This window comes from Wenjunlia vitaminophila DSM 41686, assembly GCF_000380165.1.
GTDB classification, from domain to species: domain Bacteria; phylum Actinomycetota; class Actinomycetes; order Streptomycetales; family Streptomycetaceae; genus Wenjunlia; species Wenjunlia vitaminophila.
In genome coordinates this window covers 20,659-45,937 of record NZ_KB904668.1, presented here as the reverse complement: position 1 = coordinate 45,937, position 25,279 = coordinate 20,659, and the positions used below count along the sequence as shown (strand labels likewise).

The window sequence follows — 25,279 nt, the reverse complement described above, 5'->3', positions numbered from 1 at the left end:
ACTCCCGAAATATCACATACTGAGACAGAACGGTGCACCAGCCACCCGCACCCGGTGCCGCTCCCGCCGCGGGCGCGCCTTCCCCGCCCGACCAAGGCCCACTCGTGCCGCACCGGGCCCGTCGAACCAGCAGCATCCCACGCCCCGCCCGGGCTCACCGGTGAGCCCATGAGGGAGAATCCCGAAAGAAGTGGGAAGGGGGACGATTCGGGTGCCCAGCACCGCCGCACGCACCGACCAGGTGGCCTGGACCCGTCTCACCGACGGCGACGGGCACCCCCTGGACCTGCTGCACGCCAGGATCCTGCGCCAGCACTACGCCCCGCACCTCCACGAGCAGTTCGCGGTGGGGGTCTGCCAGGACGGCCTGGAGGTGATCCGGTACCGCCGCACCCAGTACCGCACCGGTCCCGGCGCCCTGGTCGTGCTGGAGCCGGGCGAGGCGCACACCGGGGGGCCGGCCCTGGCCACCGGGTTCTCCTACCGGGCCATGTACCCGCGCGGGGCCCTGCTGCTCGAGGCGTCCGGCGGCACGCCGCACTTCCCCGAGCCGGTGATCCACGACCCCGCGTTGGCGTCCGCCCTGACCGCGTTGCACTCCGCGATGACCAGCGGACTGGAACCGCTGGCGGCCGAGTCCGGACTGACCTGGCTACTGGGCCACCTGGTCAGGCGGCACGCCGCGCCGGCACGCCCGTCCGTCGCCGTCCGCGGGACGGACCGAATCGCCGAGCGGGTCATGGCCCAGCTCGCCGACCGGATGACCCACCCGCCCACCCTCGCCGAGATCGCCCAGGACCTCGGGCTCTCCCGCTACCAGACGCTGCGCGCCTTCCGGGAACGGGTGGGCATGCCGCCGTACGCGTGGCTGGCCCAGCACCGGGTCACCCGCGCCCGGCGGCTGCTGGAGGCCGGAGCGCGGCCGGCCGAGGTGGCGGCGGCGGTGGGCTTCGCCGACCAGGCCCACCTGACCCGGTGGTTCCGGCGGGTGGTGGGGGTGACGCCGGGCGCCTACCGGGAGAGCACCGCCCGGTACCGCACCCGCGTGGACGGCGGGCGCAACAGCGTTCAAGACGTCTCGGGCGCCACCGCGCACGCTGACCCCGGGTGATCCGCGGGGGTCCCCCCGGTGACCCGTCCGGCAGTCGGTACGGTCACCCGTCCGGTAGCACATGGAGTCGTTGGTGAGTGCACGAGGCTGGGTCCTGTTCGCCGTGATGTCCCTGGTGTGGGGCATCCCCTACCTGCTGATCAAAGTCGCTGTCGAGGGCGTCTCGGTGCCGGTGCTGGTGTTCACCCGGACCGCGATAGGCGCCGCGGTGCTGCTGCCCGCCGCCGTCAGGGCCGGGGGCATGGGAACGGTGCGCCGGCACTGGCGGCCCCTGCTCGTCTTCGCCGCACTGGAGATCCTGGGCCCCTGGTGGCTGCTCTCGGACGCGGAACGCGAACTGTCCAGCTCGTTCACCGGACTGCTGATCGCGACGGTGCCGATCCTGGCCATGGCGCTGTCCCGGGTCGCCGCGCGGATCGACGCCCGGCGCGGCGGCGGAGCGCCGGGCACGGCCGGCGACCCCGGCGGGGAGCGGATCGGCCCGGCCCGCTGGTGCGGTCTGGGCCTGGGCCTGCTGGGCGTGTCCCTGCTGGCCGGCCCGCACCTCGGCGGCGGCAGCGGCTGGCCCATCACCGAGGTGCTGCTGGTGGCGCTCGGCTACGCGACCGCTCCGCTGATCGCCGCGCGGAAGCTCAACGACGTGCCCAACCTGACCCTGACCGCCTCCTGCCTCACCCTGGCGGCGCTGGTCTACGCCCCGGCGGCCAGCGCCACCTGGCCGCAGGAGATGCCCTCCGCACGGGTGCTGGCGGCGCTCGTCACCCTCGGCGTGGTCTGCACCGCCCTGGCGTTCCTGGTGTTCTTCGAACTCATCCGGGAGGTCGGACCGTCCCGCGCCACGGTGTTCACCTACGTCAACCCCGTCGTCGCGGTCACCGCCGGCGTCATACTCCTCGACGAGCCGCTCGACGCCACCACCGGGATCGCGTTCCTGGTGATCCTCGTGGGGTCGGTGCTGGCCACCGCGTCCCGGAGGGGCACCGGTGGCGTCACCGCGCCGCCCCCGGCACCGGCCAGCCGGCCGACCGGTGCCCGGGAGGGGAACGGGGACGGGGACGGCGGCGTCACCGCCGACCGCGCCACGGCCGACTGCGCGGCCGACGAGGCGGGTCCCTGAACCCCACTGAGCAGGCCCGCGCACCCGCCCGCCAGCGCGGCGGGCGAAACCGGGGGTGGGTAGGCTGGCAGCATGTCTGCAACCCCGGTTCGCGTTCGCTTCGCTCCGTCTCCGACCGGCATGTTCCACGTCGGTGGCGCCCGGTCCGCCCTGTACAACTGGGCGGTGGCGCGACAGTCCGGAGGCACGTTCGTCCTGCGGATCGAGGACACCGACGCCGCGCGGAACAAGCCCGAATGGGTGGACGGGATCATCAGCGCCCTGGCGGCGATCGGGATCAACGAGTCCGACCCGACCTTCGAGGGCCCTTACTTCCAGTCGCAGAACGCCGAGCGGCAACGCGAGGCCACCGAACGGCTTTTCGCCGAGGGGCACGCCTACTACTGCGACTGCACCCGCGAGGCGCTCAAGGAACGAACCGGCTCGGAGCACCTGGGCTACGACGGGTTCTGCCGGGACCGCGCCCTCGAGTACGCCCCGGGCCGGGCGCTGCGGTTCCGCACCCCGGACCAGGGCGAGACCGTGGTGACCGACCTGGTCCGCGGCACGCCCACGTTCCCCAACAACGCCATCGAGGACTTCGTGATCGCCCGCGGGGACGGGTCGCCGGTGTTCCTGCTCGCCAACGTGGTCGATGACCTCGACCAGCGGATCACCCATGTGATCCGGGGCGAGGAGCACCTGTCGAACACACCGAAGCAGCAGCTCATGTGGGAGGCGCTCGGCGCCAGGCCACCGCTGTGGGCGCACCTCCCGGTGATCGTCAACGAGAAGCGGCAGAAGCTGTCCAAGCGCCGCGACAAGGTGGCCCTCGAGGACTACCTCGTCGAGGGTTACCTCCCCGACGCCATGGCCAACTACCTGATGCTGCTCGGCTGGGGCCCGGGTGACGACGTGGAGGTCCGTCCCTACCCCGAGCTGGAGCGGATGTTCCGGATCGAGGACGTCAACACCTCCCCGGCCTTCTTCGACGTCAAGAAGCTCACCGCGTTCAACGGCGAGTACATCCGGGCGCTGTCACCCGAGGCGTTCGTCACCGCCTGCGCCCCGTGGCTCGCCGCCCCCTACGCCCCGTGGCGCCCGGACGCCTTCGACCAGGGCGTCTTCGAGGCGGTGGCACCGCTGGCACAGACCCGCCTGGCGCTGCTCTCGGAGATCACCAGCTATGTGGACTTCCTGTTCCTCGACGAGCCGGTGCACGACGAGCCGTCGTGGAACAAGGCGATGAAGCCGGGCGCCGCCGAGCTGCTGGGCGACGCCCGCGCGACCCTGGCCGACGCCGCCTGGGAGCCCGAGCCGCTCAAGGCCGCGATGGAGGCGGTGGCCGCCGGGCACGGCCTGAAGCTGGGCAAGGCCCAGGCGCCGGTCCGGGTGGCGGTGATGGGCCGCACCGTGGGCCTGCCCCTGTTCGAGTCCCTGGCCACGCTGGGTCGCGACCGCACCCTGGCCCGCCTCGACCACGCCCTCGGGCGGCTGGCGGGGGAGTGACGCACCGCCCCCGGACCGGGTGCCGTTGACCGGAACGCGGTCCGGGGGCGGCCGGCCCGGCTCAGCGGGCCAGCAGGTCCTCCAGAGCCGGATCCCTGCGGTACGACGCCGGGGCGTGCCTGCGCAGCGCGGCGTCCAGTCGCGTCAGTTCCAGGCGCGCGTCCGTGTCCGTCCGGAACCGCAGGACCTGCGCCGCGAACCGCTGCCCCCCGGCCACGTGGTTGAAGCGGAACGGAACCTTGGTGGTGCGGGGGACGACGGCGGTGAGCCGCCAGGCCCGGGTGCTCCCCCGGTACATCGGTTCCAGGGTCACCTTCTGGTCGAGTTGCTGCCAGGTGCCGCTCCACACGGACTTGCGGAACCGGTACTCCAGCCCCTGTGCGGATGCCAGGACCCGGCTGTGGAACGGCCTCGTCAGCAGGACAAGGCCCCAGAGCAGGAGCACGCCGCCGACCACGGCGAAGACCAGGCCGCTGGGGAACACGAAGCCGGCGAGGACGCCCGCCACCCCGAGAACGCCGCGCTTCCAGCCCCCTCTGTGCCGGCCACAGTCCACCTCGACGGACGCGCCCGGGGCCTGGTCCGGGTCCGTCGTGGACGCGGGCGGCTGCTGCCCGGAGCTGCTCACCGGGGCGGTGGGCGAGTACGCGGGGGTGGAGGGGGTCGTCGGCGGGACGGAGTCCTGGGCCCGTATCCGGACCGTTGACGTCCGCTGCCCGTCGCCCACCAGGAGGTCAAGCAGTTCCCCCGCCGTCGGGCGGCGTTCGGGGGCCTTGTCCAGACACCGCGCCAGCGCGTGCACCAGCCGCGGCGGCACCCCCTCGAGACGGGGGGAGTCGTGCACCACCCGGTAGAGCAGTGCCGGCGCGCTGCCCCCACCGAACGGCTCCCGTCCGGTGGCCGCGAAGGCCAGCACGGCGCCCAGCGAGAAGATGTCGCTCGCCGCCCCCACCGTCCCGCCCGACGCCTGCTCGGGCGACATGAACCCGGGGGTGCCGATGACGGAACCCGTCCCGGTGAGCGCCGTCGCGCCCTCCAGCGCCTTGGAGATCCCGAAGTCGATGACCCGTGGTCCGTCCCCGGTGACCAGGACGTTCGACGGCTTGAGGTCCCGGTGGACCAGACCGGCGCGGTGGATCGCCTCCAACGCCTCGGCCAGCCCCCTGGCGAGGGCCAGCACGGCGGACTCGTCCAGCGGTCCGCGCTCACTGACCAGGGTGGCCAGGTCGGGCGCCGGCAGGTAGTCGCTGGCGACCCACGGCACGGTGGCGTCCGGGTCGGCGTCCACCACCGGCGCCGTCCAGAAGCCCCCCACCGTCTTCGCCGCCTCCACCTCGCGCCGGAAACGCGAGCGGAACCCGGGGTCGGCGGCGACCTCGGGCCGCACCACCTTCACCGCCACCCGCCGCCCGCCTCGCGACTCTCCCAGGTAGACGCGGCCCATGCCGCCCTCACCGAGCCGGCCCGTCAGCCGGTAGGGACCGATGGTCACCGGATCGTCCGACGTCAACTCCCGCACGTCTCCCCCGAGTTCGTTCCGCTCGTGCTGACCAGGATGGCACGTCCGGGGACCGACGACCGACGGTGTCCACCACCCCGCCGGGCGTCAGGCGGTCGAGGGGGCGCGGCGGTCCAGCAGCGCCTCCGCGTCGTCCAGCAGTTCCTCGAAGGTGGCGTCCACGTCCTCGGGCAGCCCGAACCCGCCCGCCACCTCCAGCACCACGAAGCCGTGGACCATCGAGCGCAACAGGCGCGTGGTGCGCACCCGCTCGCCCTCGACCAGGTCGTAGGTGCGCAGGGCGGCGAACATCACGTCAACCGCGACCCGGTACGCCCGCGACGCCTCGGGGTCGTCAGGGGTGGGGGCGGTCTCCAGGAACCGCACGCGGTGCGGCCGGCTCCTGACGTGGGACCGGTAGGCGCGGAGCAGCGCGCGGACGGCGTCCCGGCCGGAGAGGCCGAGCACCGCCGCGTTCAGTTCCTGCGCCAGCCCCTCCACGACCCGCGTCGCGACCATGCGCCGCAGGTCGGCGAGTCCGCCGATGTGCTTGTACAGGGAGGGTGTGGCGACTCCCGCCCGCTTGGCCACGGCCGCCAGCGTCAGTGCGTCCGCCCCCCGCTCGTCCACGAGGTCCAAGGCCACGTCCACCACGACCCGTGGGGTGAGTCCTGCCCGGGCCATCACGCGCTCCCGGCCCCGGTGCCCGCGAGGAACTCCTCGACCGCCGCGACGAAGGCCCTGGGGTACTCGACCTGGGGGTAGTGGCCGGCGTCCTCGATCACGGTGACGCTGCCGCGCACCATGCCGGCGACGTGGGCGGCCTCGGCGGCCGGGTCCTTGAAGTCGCGGTCCTTGCCGCCCATCACCACCAGCGCGGGGCAGCGCACCTGTTCGGCCCGGGCCGAGCAGGCGGCCTTGGACGCGGCGAGCATGGTGCGGAGCGCGGCCCGGCGGCCCGGTTCGCGCAGGTTGGCCGCGAGCGCGGCCCGGTAGGCGGCGAAGTCGGAGGGCTTGGCGCTCGGCATCAGCGACGACCAGTAGGCCGTCCACAGCGGAACGAACCGGCCGAGGAGCGGCACCGCGGCCCGCTGGACCGGGCTCAGCGGGAGGTCCCGGGCGAACGGGCCGCTGAGCACCAGGGCCGTGACCAGTTCCGGCGCCTCGGCAGCCGCCCAGATCGCGGAGGCCGCGGTCACCGACTCACCGATCAGCACGGCCGGCCCGGCGTCGAGGTGCCGCACCAGCGCGAGGACGTCCGCGCCGACCGCCTGCGGCGAGTGGTCGTTCCACCCGGTGGAGGACTCGCCGTGGCCGCGCAGGTCCATGGTGGCCACGCGCCTCCCGGCGGCGGCGAGGGCCGGGACGACGAACCGGTACTCGCCGCGCAGGTCACCGAGCCCGGGAGTGCAGATCACCAGCGGGCCGTCGCCTCCGGTGTCGTCGTACGCGAGTCGGCCGCCCGCCGTCTCCAGGAACTCCGTGGTGGTCGTGTTCACGGGCTGCCCCGTCCTTCCGTAGTCGCCCAGCATGCCGAAGCTAATGTTATTAGCTTACACAAAACAAGCATTAGCCGATCCCGGGGCGGGCGCCCGCGGACCGGCCGCGGTGGGATCAACCGCCGGACCCTCCCCACCGCGCGGTTGCGGCCGGACACCGCGGGGCCAAACATGGCCGGTGGGAGCCCGCACCGACCCACCTCCCGGGGAGCGACATGGGACGACGTCACACACCCGACCGATCCACGCAGCCAGCCGTCACGGTCACCGGCATCGGCTCCGGAGCCGGGGTCGGGGCCGGGGCCGGGGCCGGAGGCGGGGCCGGTGACCGGCGTGGACGGTGAGCGGCCACCGCTGCGCTGCCTGGTGACCGGGGCCACCGGCTACGTCGGCGGCCGACTGGTGCCCGAGCTGCTGGCCGGGGGACACACGGTGCGCTGCCTGGCCCGCTCGCCCGAGAAGCTGCGTGACCACCCCTGGAGGGAACGGGTGGAGGTGGTCCGCGGGGACGTGACGGACGCCGGGTCCGTCGCCGCGGCGATGGCCGGGATCGACGTCGCCTACTACCTGGTGCACGCGTTGGGGACCGGACCCGACTTCGAGGAGACCGACCGGCGTGCGGCCCGGACCTTCGGCGAGCAGGCGCGCCTCGCCGGGGTCCGCCGCATCGTCTACCTCGGTGGTCTCAACCCGTCCGGGGTCCCCGAGCAGGAGCTGTCACCGCACCTGCGGTCCCGGGCCGAGGTGGGCCGGGTCCTGCTGGCCTCGGGGGTGCCGACGGCCGCGCTGCGGGCGGCCGTGATCATCGGCTCTGGTTCCGCCTCGTTCGAGATGCTGCGTTACCTGACCGAGCGCCTGCCGGTGATGGTGACCCCGAGCTGGCTGCGGACCCGCATCCAGCCCATCGCGATCCGCGACGTGCTGCGCCTGCTCGCGGCGTGCACGCGGCTGCCCGCCGACGTCAACCGCACCTTCGACATCTGCGGGCCCGACACCGTCACCTACCGGGAGATGATGCGGCGGTACGCGGCGGTGGCAGGTCTGCCACGACGGCTGGTGATTCCGGTGCCGGTGCTCACCCTCCGGTTGTCCAGCCTCTGGATCGGCCTGGTCACCCCGGTGCCGAGCGGCATCGCCCGACCGTTGGTCGAGTCCCTCAAACACGAGGTGACCTGCGCCGAGCTGGACCTCGCCGACTACCTCCCGGGCCCACCGCGTCCCCTCGTCGGGCTGGACGAGGCGATCCGACTGGCCCTCAAGAGGGTGCGCGAGGCGGACGTGGCCACCCGTTGGACCTCCGCCTCCACCCCCGGGGCCCCGAGCGACCCCCTGCCCACGGACCCCGACTGGGCCGGCGGGAGCCTCTACACCGACCACCGCGAGCGCGTCGTGGACGCCACGCCGGAGACGCTGTGGCGGGTGGTGGAGGGGATCGGCGGCGAGCACGGCTGGTACTCGTCGCCGATCGCCTGGTCCCTCAGGGGGTGGCTCGACACCCTGGTGGGTGGGGTCGGGCTGCTCCGGGGGCGCCGGGACCCGGCCCGACTGCGGGTCGGGGACTGCCTCGACTTCTGGCGGGTCGAGGAGATCGTCCCCGGGGAGCTCCTGCGGTTGCGGGCGGAGATGCGCCTGCCGGGACTCGCCTGGCTGGAACTCCACGTGGGCCGGGACCCCGAGGGCCGGACCGTCTACCGCCAGCGGGCGCTGTTCCACCCGCGCGGATTCGCCGGGCACGCCTACTGGTGGTCCCTGGCCCCGTCGCACGCCGTGGTGTTCGGCGGGATGGCCAGGAACATCGCCAACGCCGCCCGGTCGGGCCGCGGCCCCGTCCTCACCCCGCGAGGACCGCGACGCCGAGGGTGAGCAGGGCGACGACCTTGGCCACCTCGAGGGCCACGTACACCAGGTGGGTCCGGGACCGCGGAAGCGTTTCTCCAGAGAGGACCCGATCGGACCTGCGGTTGAGCGCGGGCCGGACCGCGATGAGCTGCGTGGCCAGCAGCACCGCGGTGACGGCGGCGAGCACCCCCTCGACGGCCGAGGGCTCCCCGAAGGCGACGGCCACGACCACGACCACGGCCAGCACCGCCTCGACCCGGTTGAGCGCCCGGAACACCACCCGTCCGATGCCCAGCCCGATCTGCACCGTCACCCCGGGCGCGCGGAACTTCAACGGCGCCTCCAGGAAGGAGATGCCCAGCACCATCCCCAACCAGACGAAGGTGCCCGCAGCGGCCACGGCCGACATGGCGTTCAATCGATGCCCTCCTTCTCCACCGGTTCCGGGGCGCCGCCCGGCCGTGGACCACCGTACGGGTGGCGGGCCGGTGCCCTCACTGCTGCCCGAGCCACAGGTCAGGACCGAAGACCTCGTAGTGGACGGCCTCCGCGGGCACCCCCCGGGCCAACAGGTCCGCACGCGTCGAGCGCATGAAGGGCAGCGGGCCGCACAGGTAGGCGGTCAGGCCCTCCGGGAGTTCCACCGCGCCGATGTCCGCCTGGCCGGACGCCGCCTCGGGCGCCTGGTCACCGGGCTCCTCGTACCACAGGTGCAGCTCCGCCCTCGGGCACGCCCGGACGAGGCTGCGCAGCTCCTCCCGATGGGCGTGGTCGGCAGGGCTGCGGTCGGCGTGGACGACGGTCACCGGACGGGGCGATCCGGCGGTGGCCAGGTGGTCGAGCATGGAGAGCATCGGCGTGCTGCCGATCCCGGCGGACGCCAGCAGCAGCGGGCCGTCCCCCTCGGGCAGGACCAGGTCACCGAACGGGACCGACACGGTGAGCTCGTCCCCCACCCGGGCGTTCCGGTGCAGCCAGGTCGAGACCTCGCCCTCCGGCTCCTCCCCGCCCACCACGCGCTTGACGGTGATGCGCCACTGCGGGCGGCCTGGGGCGGTGGAGAGGCTGTACTGACGGATCTGCCGGGCCCCGTCGGGGAGTTCCACCTGGACGCTGACGTACTGGCCGGGGCGGAAGGAGGCGAGGGGCCGGCCGTCGGGACGCCGCAGGACGAAGGACACCACGTCCGGCGTCACCTCGTGCCGCTCGGCGATCTCCAGGCGCTGCCAGACCTCGCCCTCGGCGACGCCGGCTTCCCGGTAGAGACGGGCCTCGATGGCGATCAGCGCGTTGGCCATCAACCAGTAGACCTCGTCCCAGGCCTCGGCGACCTCGGGGGTGACGGCGTCGCCGAGCACCTCGGCTATCGCCGCCGAGAGGTGACGGTGGACGATCTTGTACTGGTCGGAGGTGATGCCGAGCGAGGCGTGCTTGTGCGCGATCCGGTCGAGCAGGGCGTCAGGCCGGGTGTCGGGGTGCTCCAGGAGCATGCCGGCGAACGCCGCGATGGAGCCCGCCAACGCCTTCTGCTGCTCTCCGTTGGCCTGGTTGCCGCGGTTGAACAGGTCGCGGAGCAGTTCCGGGTGGTTCGTGAAGAGCCGGTGGTAGAACCGCTCGGCGATCTCACCGATGGCGGCACCGACCGCGGGAAGCGTGGCACGGATGACCGGAGCGGACTGTTCGGAGAGCATGCCGAACTCCTAACTGGTACATGATCTTCGTATTTTCCGTCGCGATAAAAGCCCGCGCACGGAATATCGGTCACTTCGGACCGCGGCCGACCAGACCGATCAGGACCGGGCCGGTGGGCGACGCCACCAGGTCGTCCACGGTGAGCGGATCGAGCGTGGCGTAGAAGGCCTCCTGCGCGTCCCGCAGCGCCCGTCTGAGTCGACAGGCCCCGCGCAGCGGACAGGGCGGATCGTCCTCGCAGGCGACGACCTCCCCCTCCCCCTCCAGCGTGCGCACCAGCCAGCCGACCGAGGCGCGCCGTCCCAGCCCGGTCAACGTGAGCCCGCCGCCTCGACCACGCCTGGCCTCGACCACGCCGAGGTGCTGGAGCCGGGAGATCACCTTCGCCATGTGGGTGTAGGGGACGTCCACGACCTCTGCCACCTTGCGGGTGGTGGGTAAGGCGCCACCTTCGTCGGATACCGCCAGACGCATCACGGCACGGAGCGCCAGGTCGGTGAACTTTGTCAGCCGCACAACCATGACGCTATCAAATGCGCATGCCTGATTCCTATTTAGAATGGGCGCATGGCAGTGTGGGATGCGCCACGGTGGCCGGCGCCGCGCACCGGCCCCGGGCACCTGTCCCGAGGGTCCGGGAACCTGAGGGCACACCAGAAGAACGAGGACACGTCGAACGGTGGCAACGCATGACTGAGACAGGCACCGCCTCCCCGGAACCGGCCGACGCCCCGGTCCCCCGGGTGCTGTGCGACACGGGGGCACTCACCGACCTCGACACGGCGGCGGGCGCGGTGTGGCGGCTGTCCGAGCCGGGACGGCAACTCGACGCCAACGTCATCCGCGTTCACCCCGGGGAGCGGATCGACACCCACACCGAGCCGGACCTGGACGTCCTCGTCCTGGTCATCGCCGGTGACGGCACCCTCGTCACCACGGAGGGTCCACGGCCCCTCGGCGCGGGTGAGCTGGTCTGGCTCCCACACGGCTCGACCCGCGCCATGGTGGCGGGCGGGCGCGGCATGGCGTACCTGACGGTGCACCGCCGTCGGCCGGGCATGCGAATCCAGCGCCCGTCCGAGTCCCGGCGCCCGTCCGGGTCCCCGCGCCTGTCCGATGAGGAGCACCGCCCCGCCGGCGGACACCCGGGCCCGGGGGACACCGGAACCCCCGGCTGAGCCCCACCACCCGGGACGCGGGCGGGTGCCGGCCCCGAGCACCCCGGTCGTTCGGTGCCGGCACCCCTTCCGGGCCGTGCCACCCTCCCGGCGGCGGTGGCACGGCCGTTCAAACGTCAGACGGGCTGCCAGAGCGCGGGGGCGTTCGGCGGTTCCCAGCCGACGACGGAGGTGTGCGCCTGGAGGCACCGGTAGGTGCCGCTGCCGTACGTGACGGTGGACCCGACGGAGTAGCTCACCCCCGGCTGCCAGGTGCCGCCGGGCGGGTCCGTGGGCCCCCCGCCCCCGTCCACGTTCAGCACGAAGTCGAAGGTGCCCTCCTGTTCCGAACCGACCGTCCTGATGTTCATCAGCAACGCGGGGTCGAAGAGCGAGTCGGTGTTGTTCCGCGGCTCGCCCGGGAAGTAGAGCTGTGTGGTGAGGATGGGCTTGTTGGGCGCCTGGACCTTGACGTGGATGTGCCGGGTGCGGCCCGGGTACAGCCCCGGCACGATCGTGGCGAGCCTGAACGCGCCCTGGGAATCGGTGAACTGGTGCCCGCGGAACCGGTAGCCGGCGTTGTCGTAGGCGCCGTACACGTCGGCCTGCCAGAAGTCCAGCAGGGCGTTGGCTATCGGCTGGCAGGACAGTCCGAAGACGTACCCGCTGACGGTGAGCCGGGTCCCCTGGGTGCCCGGTTCGATCAGTGAGGTGCGCTCCGGGGAGTTGGGCTTGAAGTACGGGCCCTCCATCTGCGAGTGCGTCGGGGCTTCTCCCGGTTCGCAGGCGGCCGGCGTCGGCACCAGCGGCTTGCCCGAGGAGGCGCGGTCACGGGCGAGCGCGGGGACCGCGCCGGCGATGATCAGCGGCAACGGCGCCACGAGCGCCGCCTTCAACAGGTCCTTGCGCCTGATGCCCGAGGGGGTCTGCTGCTGGTCCGGGGAGTTCTCCTGTGTGGTCACGGCTTCACGGCTCCTTGAGGAGGGGGCGTGGGAACCCACGTCGGAACGGCGGGGCAGGCGCCATCACGGGGGGACGCGTGAAACGCTATTCGGCCGCCGTCGGGGAGTCGATGGACCAGACCCGGTGGTCATGGTGATCGGCACGGGTCATCCGGCGGAAGTTGCCCGGGCTGGTGCCCGTCTCACGCCTGAAGAAACGACAGAAGTACGCGGCGTCCGTGAACCCGGCCAGCCGCGCCACCTGCGCCACCGTCAGCTCAGTCGTCGCCAGCAGCCGCTTGGCCTCCCGCGCCTGCGCCTGCCGGATCAACTGGCCGGGGGTGCGCCCGGTGACCCGCTTCACGGCCTCGTTGAGGTACCCCGTCGAGATGCCCACCTCGGCCGCGCAGCCCCGTACGGACAGCTCCGCCACCGCGGGCCCCGACTCGCCCAGCAGCCGGTTGAACCGACGGGTGATGGACCTGGCCCGCTCCTCCTCCGGGCGGGCCGGGGCGGTCCACGGCGCCGCCGACCGGGACAACCGGCGGGCGCGGACCAGCAGGACGTGCAGGTAGGCCTGGAGAACGCTGACGAAGTCGGGGGCCCGCCCCAGGTACTCCCGTTCCATCTCCGCCACCAGTCCTGACAGGGCCGGGGCCAGGCTCCGCCCGGGACACAGCCAGGGGAGCTCGGCCAGCTCGTGCAGCACGTCCCGGTCCTCGGGATGGACGACGAGGAAGTCCTCGGTGAAGAGCACCACCCACCCCTCGAGGTCCCGCACCCCCTCCCAGAAGTGGACCTGGCCCGGCGCGACGAAGGCGAGATGGGGCGGGTCGAGCGGCCACCGACGGGTGTCCACGACGTGGCTGCCCCGTCCCTGACGGACGTACACGATCTCGTGGAAGGTGTGCCGGTGGGGGAAACCCGCGCGGGACAGCGGGCCGATCCTGTCGAACGACCCGATGGCGAACGGCAGGAACTGCGGGGCGGGAACGTCCAGCCGGTGCATGGGCACGGGATCGTCGAGCATGGCGTCTCACGCTCCTCGGCATTGGTCCGGACCAACGGCTACGCGCCGGTCACGATATCCGCCGAACCGCCACCTGGGCAGCGGGCACCGCCCCCACGGGCCCGCTCCGCGCGGCTGGGCCGGCCCGACGGGCGAAGGTCACGCGGAGGTGTCCGTCATGCTGCCGGACGCGAACGGCAGCCCCGTACGGCCAGGGTCAGGCCTTCGCGGTCGAGCACGCAGACGCGCAGTCGCCTCCGCCCGGGTTCAGCGGCCCGCCTCCTCAGGGGCGGAGCCTCCGGCGAACTTTCCGGTGAGCTTCCCGGCAGCGCGGCGGCGCTCGTGCTCGGCGTCAAGTTCCCCCAGTTCATCGAAGGCCGCCGTGCGCTCCTGCTCGGTGAGAGCACCGTGCTCCTCCTGGAGCCAGTCCGCCACTTCCCGTAGCTGGTCCCGGTCGCGCTCGAAGCGCAGGGCCTCGGCGACGTATGCCGACAGGCCCCGTTCCGCCGCCTCAGCCCGGATCTCGTCGAGGAGATCCGCGCGGATCGTGACCGTCATCTTCCTGGTCGCCGCCATGCAAGAGACCATACAAAGAGTGGCGTGGCTCGTCCTTCTTCATGGCGCCGCGAGGCACGACAGCTCACATACGGAACTCGAACTCGTGAGGGTCGCCCCCCCACCACGCTTCTCCCTCGCCGATCAGTGCCCCGTTGCTCGACGGGCGCAGAACTCCGCCGTGATCGCCTGGAGGATGGTGTCGGTCGGGTCCAGCCAGTCGTTGTTGAGGGCCAGGGACATGGTGTGCCGACCGCTGCGCGTGCCGCTCATCCACGTTTCGTAGCCCTGGATCGAGCCCGCGTTGCCGTACACGGTGACACCGCAGGCCGTCCGCGCGATCACCACTCCGAAGCCGTAGCGGAACGCGTCGGTGTTGGGGAACGAGCCCGGGGTCGGGGTCAGCATCATGCGCAGCAGCCGTTCGGGCAGCAGCCGACCACCGAGGAGGGCGGAGTCGAAGCGGTTCAGGTCGCCGACCGTGGAGATCATGTCGCCGTTGCCCGCAGCGAAGGAGGGGTTGTAGTCCGTGACGTCCTGGATCTCCGGGCCGGCCGTGTCGGGTTTGGTGTAGCCGTGCAGGCGGGGACGGGGCAGGCGGGGTGAGCAGCCGGGGAACGACGTGGCGGCCAGGCCGAGGGGGCGCAGGATACGGCGGGTGATCCGGTCGCCGTAGGACTGGCCGGTGACCTTCTCGATGACCATGGCCAGCAGCGAGTAGTTGGTGTTGGAGTACTCCCAGGAGGTCCCGGGGGCGAAGACCGGCGGGTGGTCGACCGCGATGTCCACCAGTTCCCGCGGGGTGAAGCAGTGCGCCGGGTCCCGCAGCACGATCTGCTCGACGCGCGGGTCCTGCGTGTACTCGTACAGCCCACTGGTGTCGTTGAGCAGCATGCGGATCGTGATGGCCGAGCCGTCGTTGCCGTTGCGGTCCACGACGCCGGGAAGGACGTCCGCAACGGTCTCGTCCAGCCGGAGGCGGTGGTCGGCGACGAGTTGGAGGACCGCGGTCGCCACGAACGTCTTGGTGACGCTGCCGATGCGGAACCGCATGGGCGCCCTGGGCCGTTCACCGGTCCGGATGTCGGCGACGCCGGCCGCCAGGTTCCGGACGTGGGAGCCCCTGCGCGACTGGGCGAGGGCTCCGGGCGAGCCCTGCTGGACGGCCTCCTCGAGGACGCTGAGGAGGCCGCCACCGCCTCCGGGGCGGCCTGCGACGCCGCCCTGACCGCCCGCGGCCGAGGCCGGGGGGCAGAGCAGCCCGAGGCCGAGCACGAGGGCGAGTCCCCTGAGGACGGCGGTCAGCAGCGGTGGTCGGTGCATGGGGATCCCTTCGACGGCCGGTGACGAGGTGCGCCGGTTCACGGACCTGTGGTGGTCGCCGTCGGGTGGCGGCGCCGCGGCGGCCGTCACTCCGGCAGGAGGTGTGCCGCGTCGACGTGGCGCAGGTGGATCAGCAGGTCGGAACTCGGGCGTAGCGCGGTGTCGGGCAGCGGGACCGGCCACAGCACCCCGATCTCGTAGGTGGGCCGGGCCACGGTCAGCCACTTGCGGGCGGGGGGCCGGACGGTCCGCAGGTCCAGGAGGTAGTCGCGGTACGGCACCTTGTTCAGCGTGTACTCGTTGGAGTCCGGCGCGGGGGGTCCCACGGTGAAGACGTCCAGGGGCACCGGGGTCTGAACGCTGTCGGCGTCGTAGGCCAGGAACGAGCCGCCGCCGAAGCTGGTGCGGATGCTGGTGTAGCGCTTGCCGAACTGGTCGCGCAGGAACGCGCCCTCAGGCCGCGGGTAGTACGGGCTGTTGCTGACGTAGGCGACATGGCCGTCGTGGGCGGCCAGCAGCGTCTTGCTGCGGGTGTGCTCGTACCACCAGGTGAGGTTGGCGGCCATCTGGGAGTCGCGGTAGAGGTCCTGCTGGATGAGCTGGGCGTCGTCGGAGGAGTCGAACGAGTAGAAGCGGGTGTCCTGGGCGATGACACGGGCGTCCTGCAGGACCCATTCGAAGGCCGCGCTGTACCGGGCGGGCCGATGGGCCTTCAACAACGCGTACACCTGCTGTGCGCGTCGGGCCAGGTCCAGGCGCTCGTCCTGGGGCCGGGCGGTGAACTCCCGGGTCGCGGCCAGCACGCTCCCGGTCGGGTGCCCGCTGTACAGCTCCTCCACGGCCGGGTACAGCTCCGGCAGCTCACGGGCCACGTAGTCCAGCACCCTGTCGTAGAGCTGGGGCTCGACGGGGGCGATGTCGTTCCCGGTGAACTGCACCTTCCGGGCGTGCAGGACGTTGTGGGCCCGCATCCACCGGAACAGGTCCAGGTACTCCTGGTTGTTCCACAGGCGGTCCGAGCTCTGGAACACCTCCCGCATGATCTGCCGGATGTCGCCGCGGCCGGTGAGCACCCAGTCGTTGATCCGCTGTCCGGCGTTCCAGCCCGCTTCCCGGGCGAAGGACGTGAAGTGTTTGTGCCGCACCAGGTACCGGAAGACGCGGTCCTGGAGGGTGAAGAACTGGTGGCTGCCGTGGGTGGCCTCGCCCACGGACACGATCACGGAGGAGCCGACCGCACGCCCCAGCGGCGCGAGATCAGCCGTCCCACCGGTCGGCTCGGTGGTGCGCAACGGGTGCGCGGCGCGGGTCAGCGCCGCGACGACCGGGTCCGGCGAGGCCCCGCCCGCCCGGGCGGGCGGAACGCACAGCACGGACAGCACGGCGAGCAGCAGGGCCGCGGCGGACGCGGACAGGCGGCGGTGGTTCGGCATGCGGGGCAGGAGCTGCACGGTCGCGCTCTCTTCACGAGTCCGGAATGTCCCTCGAGCACAGCATGCAGCCGAACACCACGGGGTCCGGCGCCCGGCGCGGCCGGTTACCCCGCTCGGCGGCCGTCCGTTAGCCCAAGCCTGTGAACGCCGGAGGTCCCGGACCACTCCGGGGCACGTGATCCTGTGCGCACCCGGCGGGGTTCGGACCCGCGACCCTCACGAGGTGGCTCGGGTGCACGCACGGAACGCGCGTGTGACCGTGGCCGTGCTCCGCGGGGTCGCGCAGCAGGTCGGCGGGTGCTACGGCAGCTCCCGGGAACCACCCGGAACGGAAACCGAGACTGGGGATCACGAGGGGCCCGACAACGTCGAGGTCGGGCCCTTCGTCTGCCCTGCTGGGCGGGTGCGGAGGATACGAGATTCGAACTCGCGAGGGGTTGCCCCGGCACGCTTTCCAACTGTTCACACAGCCGTTCGGGCGATCCGGCCGATAGGCGGCGCGCCCAACGACCTCGTGCACCTGGTGGCGAAGGCCGTGCAGCACGGCCTGAGGCGTTCGTTGGGGGCCTTCCGGTGTAGGCCGGTCGACTCCTCCGTCGTCAGGCCTCCGCGTTCGTCAGCTTGAGGAAGGTCACTCCGTGCCGACCGGACGTCATGGTCACCTTGTACCTTCCGTGGATCTGGATGTCGCTCACACCGGCAGTGTCCAGCGGGTGATCGAGTTCCAGAACCAGTCGTTGGCAGGTGCTGTCCGACCTCGGGCAGGAGGAGTTGAGAGTCAGCGTGTTGCCCTCGACGAGGGCATTGGCGTGGTCCTGGGCTTCGATGTGCAGAGCCACCGGCTTCCCGTCGGCGTTCGGGTTGTATTCCGGAGCGCGGGACAGCAGATATCTCTCGAGGTCGTCCACCTTGGACTCATTCGCCGAGTCCTCCATGGTCAGCACGCGGTAGCCAGCCAGGTCGTCCTTCGACGGCTGTTTCTCCTGCGGTTTTGGAGGCACGTCCTTCGTTTTGTTCCTGTGCACGAGGACGTCCTTGCCCCAGTGGAAGAGCTGGGTGTCCTTGAAGGTCTCGTACCGGCCGATCCCGGAGGTGTGCCGGTGGAAGATTTTCCCCTTGGCAGGGACTTTGAATTCCCCACTGGTGCCTTCCATGGCGATCGACTGTTCGAGTACGAGGTGTTCACCCACCACCTCTGCCAACTCGGCGCCGAGCTGGACTTCCAGAGCGATCTCCATTCCCAGCGTGAAGTGCTTACCCTCCGTCTCGCTTTTGAAGTCGCGGCTGGCCAGACGCTTGATGTGGCCGGTCGGCGGGGTGTCACGGGTGGATTTCACGCCGACGCCGAAATCTATCCCGTAAGTGGAGGAGAACTTGACGTCACCGAACGGGAAGTTCATGTTCGACTTCATCACGACCTTGGCGTCACAGCTCAGGTTGAGGATCAGGCCCAGTCTGACAAGCTTGGCCACGCCGTACTCGCAGATCTTGTCGACCTGCATGTGCTTGGTGGACGCCTCGACACTGCACTTCGCATCGAAGCGACCCTCGGCGGACGTCTCGATATCGGCACCCATGGTCAGCGACATATCGAGCTCCGGGCGCTCCGTCAGAGAGCTCCAGCTGAACTTGCCGGTGTAGCCGACATTCACGTCGTTCAGCGCGATCTTCACCGGAGGCGTCTCGAGGGCGCAGACGCCCTTCTTGCCGTTCGGCTTGTTCTGCCGGTCCCGCTGTTGCCGCTCGACGCCAGCCTGCAGGCCCCCGAAGCCGACCTCGAACAGCGGGTCGGATTCCCTCTGCGCCGGCAGGGAAGCGTAGTTCGCAGTGCCGACGGACGGGGCGCGGGAGGCGGAACGGGAGGCAGCCTCACCGCCGCGATCGGGAAGGCCGAATTCGATGACTCCCTCCGGGATGGCCTCGGGGAGAGTGGCCTTCTCCGTGCGGGCCACGGTGGTGTCACCCTCGTTGCGGAGGCTGGTGATCCGGCGCACGAGCAGGCCGGCTGGCGCCGTGTCATCGGGGGCAATGACGAAGCCGTCGTCCGTGAGGTGTTCGGCGGCCTTGCCGCGCGTGAAGACGATGGTGTCCTTGGTGATGTCGACTATCTCTGACCGCTCCTGCGTCTTCACCACGGTGGTGCTGTCAGGCACGGCGATGTCGTAGTTCACGGTCTGCTTGGCGACAGTGCCGTCGTTGACGTTGACGGTGGCCCGGTCGGAGGCCGCATGGTGCGTGGTGCCGTCATGCTCGACGCTGCTGGCGGCGACCACGTACTTGCCGGGCGCGACATCGCGCGTCTCGCTTTCGGTGAGGGTGAACGTGTCGCCCTCGGGGCCGGTCACGGTGACCTTGGCGTCGGCGCCTTTCGGAAGGCCGGTGACAGTGATCCGCAGCTTCGTGGAGTCGCCTGACGACAGCCCCGAGCAGCCCGCGAGGGCCAGGGCGAGGACTTGGAGGGGCGCGGTCAGTGCGAGGAGGCGCCGTCTCACCTGTGCCACCCTCGGGTTGCCCGTCCCCCGGTGCGCGCGTACGAGAGACCGTCCGTCCCTTGGACCCGCCCGCCCGCGGCTATGCGGTTGGCGAGCCCGGCCACATCAACACGCGATTGCGTCGGCGACTCCCCCTCCCCGGAGTCGGAACACATCGCAGAGCGCAGTTTGGGACCTGTTAACCCGACGACCGAAACCGCCATCCGCTGCCGCAATGGAACACCTCGCCGAGTGCCGGGACCAGGGTGAGGATGTTACCCAGCCCCCGGCCTGTGCGATGCCCGACGGTCCAAGTGACCTGTGAGCCGAGGTGCGGCGAGATGGGACCCTGAGGCCGCGTCCACCTCACCGATCCGGCGGGTGGGTGTCTCGACATCGGCGGGGCACCGAGCCCAGACGCCTCCCACGCCGCACTCCCCAGGCCCTCGGAAGGACGTCGTTCGAGGCGCCGCCTGTGGAGAAAGACCAGGACAACGAGGGCTGAGGAACATCACGAAGGGCCCCGCCGGTGATCGGCGGGGCCCTTCGTCTTGCCTGTTCAGGCGGCTGCGGAGGATACGAGATTCGAACTCGTGAGGGGTTGCCCCCAACACGCTTTCCAAGTGTTCGTCTGGAGGTTCGGGGAGAGACGAGTACGTTCTGACCTGTGGTGGAGCGGATCGTTGGGTGGGCGACGTACGTGGCTGGACAGGGGTGAATGAGACCAAAACTGAGACCGAGGGGCTCGGCGTCTACCTATCCGAAGGCCGTGGCGCCAGGGAGGGGCGTGGCTGGGCCGACGCTCGCGCGCACGCATTGCCGTATCGGAGTGCCCGTGGCTGCTGTTGCATCGGTGCGGTCCACGATGAGGCCAGCTAGTTGAGAAGATGCGGGCCATAGGGCCTGTCACGGGCGTGTGTCATGCCTGGTATGTCACATCCGTAGGCAGCCCGTGGTGGACCCGGTGGTGTGCGAGGTGTCGCCTGTCGACCCGGTGTTCTGCGGTTTCGTGGAGGCGGCCGAGCAGAGTGCTGTCCGCGCGGTTCACAACGGTGAGGTCGTCGTTAATGATCAACATGCCCTGGTCGAGGAGCACGTGATGGTTGGGGCATAGACAGAGCACGTTTTCCACCGCGTCCGGACCGTCGTGCGGCGGCTCCAGCGGACGAATGTGTGCTGCCTCGGCGTATCCGCCTGTCGCACCCTGGAGGCGGATGCCACACACCTGACACGTGTAGTCGTGCATGCGCTTGACGAGGTTCGCGGTTGCGGTGCTTCGTACGACGCGCTGTACCGAGGACACCGAACGGGGGCGATCACCGCGCTCTCGCATCTGCGTACCCGCCGTCAGCGCGGGCGTTGGCTGGGCGACTTCACCTTGCTCCACCGCTGGGAGCTGAACGAGGCGGAAGCGCCACACCCTGTGACCGTGTGGACCTTGCTCGGACCAGTAGTCCTCGACTCTGTACAGTCCGTCGTAGCGGTACGACCCAGCGTGCGGACCCGTGGCGATCCGTCGGGTCACTCGAACGGGGAGGCCGGTGGCGGCACTCGCTGCGAGAGCCGCATTTCCCCGGGTCAGTTGCTGATCGTGCGTCTGCCGGCGCGGGTCCACCGAGCCCTCGCCGGTGTAGATGATCACGTCGCCGTGGTCGTCATCGGCGTGTGTGCCAGCGAGTACGACTGATTCCGCTCCACGATCCCCTCTGCCGGCGATGCCGGCGATGGACTGCCGGTGCACGCCAGTCTGGGCCAGCGCTCGTCGGGTGGCGAACCGTTGCCCGGGACGAACGCCCGGCACGGCTCCGAACCCGTCGAAATGCGGAGTGTCTGAGTCGGTCGGCTGTCCTCCGGGTAGGGCTTTTGCCAGCTGACGGACCCTGCTCCGCTCTTCCTTGTGGGCTGTACGTGCCCGGAAGAGCGCCTCACCGACCAGTGCCTTGCGTTGGGATGACAACGGGACCTCACTGTCCCTCTGCACCACCGAGAGCCCGTTGATGAGCTCGCGAAGGCGCGCGGCAGTCGGTAGCGTCCGCCCTCCCAAGTAGGAATCGAGACTCCGTGCGCTCAGGCCGCAGTGCCGCGCCACCCTCCCCGTCGAGGGGCTGCCGCACTCCTGCCACATTGCGCACAGCTGCTCATGGAAGTCCTCCTCTTCGGGGGTACGACGTGCCGTGGCAACGCCTTTTAGTCGTGTGGCCTCAGCCAGAGACTCCTCGGTGACGCGACGTCGTTCGCGCCACCGCTGCAGCTCCGGCGCACCACCATCGGTCCAGGCTTCGACCATGGTGTCCAAAGTCTGGATGCTCGGCAGGCGAGTACCGTTCAGGGCGGCGTAGACGGCGGTCCGCGACGCGCCGCGGGTGTCGTCCACCTCTCCCGGCCCCGCTGATCAAGCTTCTCCGGTGATGCCTGAATCGTGGCTCAGGCAGGCAAGGGGAGCCAGAGCCACTTTCCCCTCCATCGCCGACATGCTCCCTCGTCAGCCGTTTGGTTCTGGGGACTTCCCGTGTTCCAGGTAGGCGGTCAAGCCGCTCGCGCGGGCCTGGATGCCAGCAGTGATTCGGCGTATGAGGCGGGGGATGGTGATCTCGGGCAGCTCTTCGGCTTGGTGAAAGCCGAAGCCGCGGAGCTCGTCGGCTTGCAGCGCGATCTGCTGGCGTTGGCCTGCACTGAGGCGGCCCCCATCGAAGAGATAGAGGACCTTGTCGCCCTCTCCCGGGTTCGGTGCCCAGTCCACAACGAGCAGGCGACCGATGGGGGGCTTGATGCCCAGCTCCTCGTGGACTTCGCGCACGCAGGCTTGCAGAGGTGACTCCCCGTGCTCGACGTAACCGCCGGGGATATCGCGATAATCCTTGTACGAGGGTTCGATGAGCAGGATTCGGTCGGCGTCGTCGAAGAAGAGTGCGCCTGCTGCCATGCGCGGGTGGGCCATCTTCGCTTCGTGCTCGTTTTCGCTCACGGGATGGACTCTAGCCACCCACGACGCCGAGCCTGCGTGCCAGGTCCGCCACAGGTTGGGACGGGCGGCCACGGGTGCCGCGGATCCAGCCGATGACCAGTTCCCGACTCAGGTAGTGGTGGCGCACCTGTTCGGGAGCGGCTCGTTCGGCGTCCAGCAACCTGGCCAGGGCTTCGTCGGTCCGGTTCCAGGCGCTGAGTGCGCGGGCGACTTCCAGGCTGTGCCTCACGCGCCGTTCGACAGGCAAGCCACTGGTGTCGACGCGTTGTCCGAGGTCCACGGCTATCTGGATGTCACCGAGCTCTCTGGCGGTGGCAACGCAGTGGATGGCCACATTGGTCGGTCCGAAGGCCGTCCATAGGTGGTTGGCGTCGGTGCCCAGCCGCTGCGCGGCTTCGTCGGCCTCCCGAAGGAAGGTCTGTGTGGTTGCCCGGTCTTCCGCTCGGGCGGCCGCCATAGCGCCGGCGAGGAAGAGCGTGCCGTAGACAGAAAGGTACTCGTTGTTCGCGGTGCCCAGATCGGGCTGCATGACGGCTGCCGCATCGTTCACCAGCTGGATCGCCGCGGTGAAGCGGCCGGTAGCCATCAGACAGTGCGTGACCGCCCGGAAGAGCGAGCCCGTCACCGCGTTCTGGCCGCTCTGTTGCGCGGCTGCCAACCCACGGTCGGCGGCGATCCACGCCAGTTCCGATTCGCCGACCTTACCCAGCACCATTGCCGCACCGTGGTAGGCCAGGGCGAGCTCGGCATGAGCCTCCTCCCGTTCGCGCCCTGAGTACGCGCGGGAGGCGGCAAGGGCATCGGCCAGGACAAAGGGAAGCCGTCGAGTGGCGAAGCCGTACCGGGAGACTTGGTAGGCGTCGAGAACTTCCTTCACGTCGGCCCGCAAGCGCTCCAGAGCAGGTGGTTCCTCGTCGGGTAAGGCTCCCAACGAGGGCGTGAGCTGCCTGTAGTCCATGAGGGCGTTACGCAAGGCTGGGACTGTATGCCGGCCGCTGTCGTTGGACCACTCCATGAGGGTCGGTTCTGCGAGCAAGTCTCCGAGGGAGACGTCGAGGGCTTCGGCAAGTGAAGTGATCACCGAGAGGCGGTCGAGCTCTATCCGGTTGTTCTCCGCTTTGCTCAGCCAGTCCGTGGTGCGTCCGACAAGGCCGGCCAGGACCTCTTGAGAAAGGCCGCGTCGGCGCCGGTACCAGGCGACGCGCTCCCCGGTGGTCAAATGCTCTGTGATTCCTCGCATTACCTGAACATCACCTCGTGGCCGAAAGGGGCCCCGGAAGGATTTTCCGGGGTGCCGTGGGACTCCCCGCCTACTGTCGCAGGAGACCGAGAAAGCCGCAGGACAACGTCATCAACTCCCTTGTGTCGGCTCGTTTTGACCTTCGGCTCTGCTTCTCAAACGGGAGGCGGGCACGGCCCGCGGAACGGAGGTGTAGAGGGTGCGCAGTTCCAGTCTGTCACCGAACCAGCAGAGAACGGCCGTAGCGCCAGCACGGTCACTTCAGCCGGAGAGTCCGGTTACGCACGGGTCACCGATCTACTGATGGAGCTTCATCATGCGCTATCTGCAGACGTGCATCCCCTTGTTGACGGGGCCGTCCGCGATCGCTACCCACTCAATGGGGGACGTATTGGTTGCAGCCATGCCGGCCGTTCCCGGCGATGGCAGCGGTGGCGAGCTGGCCGGGAGGACGCTGTGAGGAGCCGACCGCGGCTGCACTGCGAAGCCCCGGACCGGACACTGCTGCTGGACGCCTGCGGAGTCGTGCTGGGTGAACCCATGGAGCCGTTGTTCCGCGCCGTCGCGTCTTCCAGTGGTCTGAGCCCCACTGTGGTCGCCCAGCTCTTCAGGCAGCGGTTCCGCGATGACCTGTGGTCCGGCCGCATGGATGAGACGTCTTTCTGGACCTCCCTGGCCGCGACCTGCGGGTTGGAGCGCGCTCCGGCAGAGTGGCGTACGGTCCTCGACCAGTCCATGCGGGCCATGCCTGTGGTCCGCCGGCTGCCGTCCTGGGGACGGCAGGCCCGCCTGATCCTGGTCTCGAACCACCGGCACGAGTGGCTCATCCCGAGGCTGGAGGCGCTCGCCCTGGCCGGCCATTTCTCGGACGTGTGGATCTCCAGCCTCACGGGAGTGGTCAAGCCGGATCGTGCGGTCTACGACCGGGTGCTCGGCAGCACTGACCTGGCCCGAACCCTCTATGTGGACGACAAGCCGGCGAACGTCGCTGCCGCAAAGTCACTTGGCGTCACGAGCCTGCTGGCCGATGCCGACGGACGATGGTCGGAGGAGGTGGACACGTGGCTGGGATGCTGACCGGTCCGGTGGAAGAGGTGATCAGCCAGGACTTCGTCGACCGGATCCCCGATCTCATCGCCCTGCTGGAACCTGTCGTGGCCGACATCCCCCGCGAGGGCCGGCAGTGGGTCTTCTACGGCAGCCTGCCGCTCGGCCAGGGGCGCGAGGGCAGCGACCTCGATGCGTTCCTCCTCCATGACGGCAGCCTCAGCAGTGCTCCGCACAGGCGAAGTGCCTCGTGGGGTGCGACGCCCGTGACGATCTACGTGCTGTCGCACGGAGATCTGGCAGACGACGGATTGAGGCGCCAGTTCGGCGGATACTTCACGCTGAAGCTTTTTGGCCCCTTCGTGACCGACCGGCCCGAGCATGAGCTGCTGCTTTCGCAGCACACCGCCCGCTTCCTGGCGCCCCTTGCTGAATTGCTCGCCCTGGGACAGCCGGACACGGCCTGGAACGCGGACCAACTGCTCGCCCACGCTCATCTGGCGTTCCTCGACCTCTACCCGGACGCTGCGGGCTACCTGGCCAGGCTCCTGCGAAACCCCCCGCTGATGACCCGCGTATGGGGGCACCAGCGCCACACGTACCTCGAAGCACTCCGGGCTGATGGGTACGTCGCGCCTGCGGGCACCCACGGCGGCTGGGTGTACACCGGGCTGACACCGGTCGATGACGCCGACCGGGAACGTGCCCGCTGCACGGCCCGGTTCTGGGCCTTCGGAGCGGTGTGCCATGAGGCGGACCCCGGCTTCCCGGATGTGTACTTCGGCAAAACGGACGCTCATGCAACGCCACACGAACAGCACTCGGCCTTGGAGTTCCTCCATGGCATCGCCGAGGGAGGAGGCGCACCGTGACCACGGCCCTGGCGACGTGGCA

The 25,279-nt window shown here is 70.5% G+C and carries 22 protein-coding genes and 1 pseudogene; 8 read left to right on the top strand and 15 right to left on the bottom strand.

Features of this window, described 5'->3' with window-relative positions:
- Nucleotides 1–211: 211 nt before the first annotated feature.
- The 3 genes from A3IG_RS0113135 (at nt 212) to gltX (ending at nt 3,716) form a co-directional block, all read left to right on the top strand.
- Entirely contained in the window at nt 212–1,111 is a 900-nt protein-coding gene (locus A3IG_RS0113135; protein ID WP_018384026.1) for a helix-turn-helix transcriptional regulator, read from the top strand.
- A gap of 73 nt (nt 1,112–1,184) precedes the next feature.
- Nucleotides 1,185–2,228, top strand: a complete 1,044-nt coding sequence (locus A3IG_RS0113130) for a DMT family transporter (RefSeq protein ID WP_018384025.1) — start codon at nt 1,185–1,187, stop codon at nt 2,226–2,228.
- Between the two features lie 120 nt (nt 2,229–2,348).
- Complete coding sequence (gene gltX, locus A3IG_RS0113125) at nt 2,349–3,716, top strand: glutamate--tRNA ligase (RefSeq protein WP_018384024.1); 1,368 nt, start codon at nt 2,349–2,351, stop codon at nt 3,714–3,716.
- 61 nt (nt 3,717–3,777) lie between these two features.
- On the opposite strand, the gene A3IG_RS31920 is transcribed toward gltX, so the two are convergent.
- The 3 genes from A3IG_RS31920 to A3IG_RS29625 form a co-directional block, all read right to left on the bottom strand.
- Nucleotides 3,778–5,235 carry a serine/threonine-protein kinase gene (locus tag A3IG_RS31920; RefSeq protein WP_051087486.1) on the bottom strand — a complete coding sequence of 486 codons (1,458 nt, stop codon included), beginning with the start codon at nt 5,233–5,235 and terminating at the stop codon, nt 3,778–3,780.
- 87 nt (nt 5,236–5,322) lie between these two features.
- Entirely contained in the window at nt 5,323–5,898 is a 576-nt protein-coding gene (locus A3IG_RS0113115; protein ID WP_018384023.1) for a TetR/AcrR family transcriptional regulator, read from the bottom strand.
- The gene (locus A3IG_RS29625) at nt 5,898–6,713 is read right to left on the bottom strand and encodes an alpha/beta fold hydrolase (protein ID WP_018384022.1); all 816 of its coding nucleotides are present in this window, start codon (nt 6,711–6,713) and stop codon (nt 5,898–5,900) included. The genes A3IG_RS0113115 and A3IG_RS29625 overlap by 1 nt, the downstream gene beginning before the upstream one ends.
- Before the next feature lie 324 nt (nt 6,714–7,037).
- Between A3IG_RS29625 and A3IG_RS0113105 the strand changes: the two genes are divergently transcribed.
- Nucleotides 7,038–8,576, top strand: a complete 1,539-nt coding sequence (locus A3IG_RS0113105; RefSeq protein WP_018384021.1) for an SDR family oxidoreductase — start codon at nt 7,038–7,040, stop codon at nt 8,574–8,576.
- On the opposite strand, the gene A3IG_RS0113100 is transcribed toward A3IG_RS0113105, so the two are convergent.
- From A3IG_RS0113100 to nsrR, 3 genes are all read right to left on the bottom strand, one after another.
- Nucleotides 8,545–8,961: a hypothetical protein gene (locus A3IG_RS0113100; protein ID WP_201787531.1), complete on the bottom strand. Its 417-nt coding sequence runs from the start codon at nt 8,959–8,961 to the stop codon at nt 8,545–8,547. The genes A3IG_RS0113105 and A3IG_RS0113100 overlap by 32 nt on opposite strands.
- An 85-nt stretch (nt 8,962–9,046) precedes the next feature.
- Nucleotides 9,047–10,243, bottom strand: coding sequence for a globin domain-containing protein (locus tag A3IG_RS0113095; RefSeq protein ID WP_018384019.1), 1,197 nt, complete (start codon nt 10,241–10,243; stop codon nt 9,047–9,049).
- A 70-nt stretch (nt 10,244–10,313) separates the two neighbouring features.
- The gene (gene nsrR / locus A3IG_RS0113090) at nt 10,314–10,760 is read right to left on the bottom strand and encodes a nitric oxide-sensing transcriptional repressor NsrR (protein ID WP_018384018.1); all 447 of its coding nucleotides are present in this window, start codon (nt 10,758–10,760) and stop codon (nt 10,314–10,316) included.
- A gap of 173 nt (nt 10,761–10,933) precedes the next feature.
- Between nsrR and A3IG_RS0113085 the strand changes: the two are divergent.
- Nucleotides 10,934–11,323 (top strand): annotated as a pseudogene (locus tag A3IG_RS0113085) (cupin domain-containing protein); the annotation flags it as partial.
- A gap of 215 nt (nt 11,324–11,538) precedes the next feature.
- On the opposite strand, the gene A3IG_RS0113080 reads toward A3IG_RS0113085, so the two are convergent.
- The 9 genes from A3IG_RS0113080 to A3IG_RS0113040 all read right to left on the bottom strand — a co-directional run bounded on the left by A3IG_RS0113080 (nt 11,539) and on the right by A3IG_RS0113040 (nt 23,338).
- A complete protein-coding gene (locus tag A3IG_RS0113080) occupies nt 11,539–12,363 on the bottom strand; it encodes a dioxygenase family protein (protein WP_018384016.1) in 825 nt (274 codons plus the stop codon).
- An 85-nt stretch (nt 12,364–12,448) separates the two neighbouring features.
- A complete protein-coding gene (locus tag A3IG_RS0113075) occupies nt 12,449–13,372 on the bottom strand; it encodes a helix-turn-helix transcriptional regulator (RefSeq protein WP_018384015.1) in 924 nt (307 codons plus the stop codon).
- Between the two features lie 246 nt (nt 13,373–13,618).
- On the bottom strand, nt 13,619–13,927 hold the full coding sequence (locus tag A3IG_RS0113070; RefSeq protein ID WP_104530746.1) for a CopG family transcriptional regulator: 309 nt from the start codon (nt 13,925–13,927) through the stop codon (nt 13,619–13,621).
- Between the two features lie 123 nt (nt 13,928–14,050).
- Nucleotides 14,051–15,229, bottom strand: coding sequence for a serine hydrolase domain-containing protein (locus A3IG_RS0113065; RefSeq protein WP_040911398.1), 1,179 nt, complete (start codon nt 15,227–15,229; stop codon nt 14,051–14,053).
- A gap of 86 nt (nt 15,230–15,315) precedes the next feature.
- Nucleotides 15,316–16,662 (bottom strand): erythromycin esterase family protein, encoded by a 1,347-nt coding sequence (locus A3IG_RS0113060; RefSeq protein ID WP_040911396.1) that lies wholly within the window; start codon nt 16,660–16,662, stop codon nt 15,316–15,318.
- Between the two features lie 599 nt (nt 16,663–17,261).
- Complete coding sequence (locus A3IG_RS0113055) at nt 17,262–19,154, bottom strand: metal ABC transporter substrate-binding protein (RefSeq protein ID WP_018384011.1); 1,893 nt, start codon at nt 19,152–19,154, stop codon at nt 17,262–17,264.
- Between the two features lie 898 nt (nt 19,155–20,052).
- On the bottom strand, nt 20,053–21,507 hold the full coding sequence (locus tag A3IG_RS0113050) for a YDG/SRA domain-containing protein (protein ID WP_018384010.1): 1,455 nt from the start codon (nt 21,505–21,507) through the stop codon (nt 20,053–20,055).
- Between the two features lie 108 nt (nt 21,508–21,615).
- Nucleotides 21,616–22,098, bottom strand: a complete 483-nt coding sequence (locus A3IG_RS0113045) for an NUDIX domain-containing protein (protein ID WP_026220222.1) — start codon at nt 22,096–22,098, stop codon at nt 21,616–21,618.
- A gap of 10 nt (nt 22,099–22,108) precedes the next feature.
- Complete coding sequence (locus A3IG_RS0113040; RefSeq protein ID WP_407701023.1) at nt 22,109–23,338, bottom strand: helix-turn-helix domain-containing protein; 1,230 nt, start codon at nt 23,336–23,338, stop codon at nt 22,109–22,111.
- Nucleotides 23,339–23,654: 316 nt separating this feature from the next.
- Between A3IG_RS0113040 and A3IG_RS34235 the strand changes: the two genes are divergently transcribed.
- The 3 genes from A3IG_RS34235 (at nt 23,655) to A3IG_RS0113025 (ending at nt 25,257) form a co-directional block, all read left to right on the top strand.
- Nucleotides 23,655–23,798 (top strand): hypothetical protein, encoded by a 144-nt coding sequence (locus tag A3IG_RS34235; RefSeq protein ID WP_018384007.1) that lies wholly within the window; start codon nt 23,655–23,657, stop codon nt 23,796–23,798.
- A gap of 80 nt (nt 23,799–23,878) precedes the next feature.
- On the top strand, nt 23,879–24,415 hold the full coding sequence (locus A3IG_RS31915) for an HAD family hydrolase (protein WP_157862331.1): 537 nt from the start codon (nt 23,879–23,881) through the stop codon (nt 24,413–24,415).
- Nucleotides 24,400–25,257 (top strand): hypothetical protein, encoded by an 858-nt coding sequence (locus A3IG_RS0113025; RefSeq protein ID WP_018384005.1) that lies wholly within the window; start codon nt 24,400–24,402, stop codon nt 25,255–25,257. The genes A3IG_RS31915 and A3IG_RS0113025 overlap by 16 nt, the downstream gene beginning before the upstream one ends.
- Nucleotides 25,258–25,279: the final 22 nt, after the last annotated feature.

Excerpts from the sequence above, each read along its gene's own strand:
- A3IG_RS0113095 (WP_018384019.1), bottom strand. The coding sequence starts at position 10,243 with ATGCTCTCCGAACAGTCCGCTCCGGTCATCCGTGCCACGCTTCCCGCG.
- A3IG_RS0113040 (WP_407701023.1), bottom strand. The coding sequence starts at position 23,338 with ATGCGAGGAATCACAGAGCATTTGACCACCGGGGAGCGCGTCGCCTGG.
- A3IG_RS0113100 (WP_201787531.1), bottom strand. The coding sequence starts at position 8,961 with ATGTCGGCCGTGGCCGCTGCGGGCACCTTCGTCTGGTTGGGGATGGTG.
- gltX (WP_018384024.1), top strand. The coding sequence starts at position 2,349 with ATGTTCCACGTCGGTGGCGCCCGGTCCGCCCTGTACAACTGGGCGGTG.
- A3IG_RS0113060 (WP_040911396.1), bottom strand. The coding sequence starts at position 16,662 with ATGCCGAACCACCGCCGCCTGTCCGCGTCCGCCGCGGCCCTGCTGCTC.
- A3IG_RS31915 (WP_157862331.1), top strand. The coding sequence starts at position 23,879 with ATGGAGCCGTTGTTCCGCGCCGTCGCGTCTTCCAGTGGTCTGAGCCCC.
- A3IG_RS0113070 (WP_104530746.1), bottom strand. The coding sequence starts at position 13,927 with ATGGCGGCGACCAGGAAGATGACGGTCACGATCCGCGCGGATCTCCTC.
- A3IG_RS0113065 (WP_040911398.1), bottom strand. The coding sequence starts at position 15,229 with ATGCACCGACCACCGCTGCTGACCGCCGTCCTCAGGGGACTCGCCCTC.
- A3IG_RS0113075 (WP_018384015.1), bottom strand. The coding sequence starts at position 13,372 with ATGCTCGACGATCCCGTGCCCATGCACCGGCTGGACGTTCCCGCCCCG.
- A3IG_RS34235 (WP_018384007.1), top strand. The coding sequence starts at position 23,655 with ATGCGCTATCTGCAGACGTGCATCCCCTTGTTGACGGGGCCGTCCGCG.
- A3IG_RS0113115 (WP_018384023.1), bottom strand. The coding sequence starts at position 5,898 with ATGGCCCGGGCAGGACTCACCCCACGGGTCGTGGTGGACGTGGCCTTG.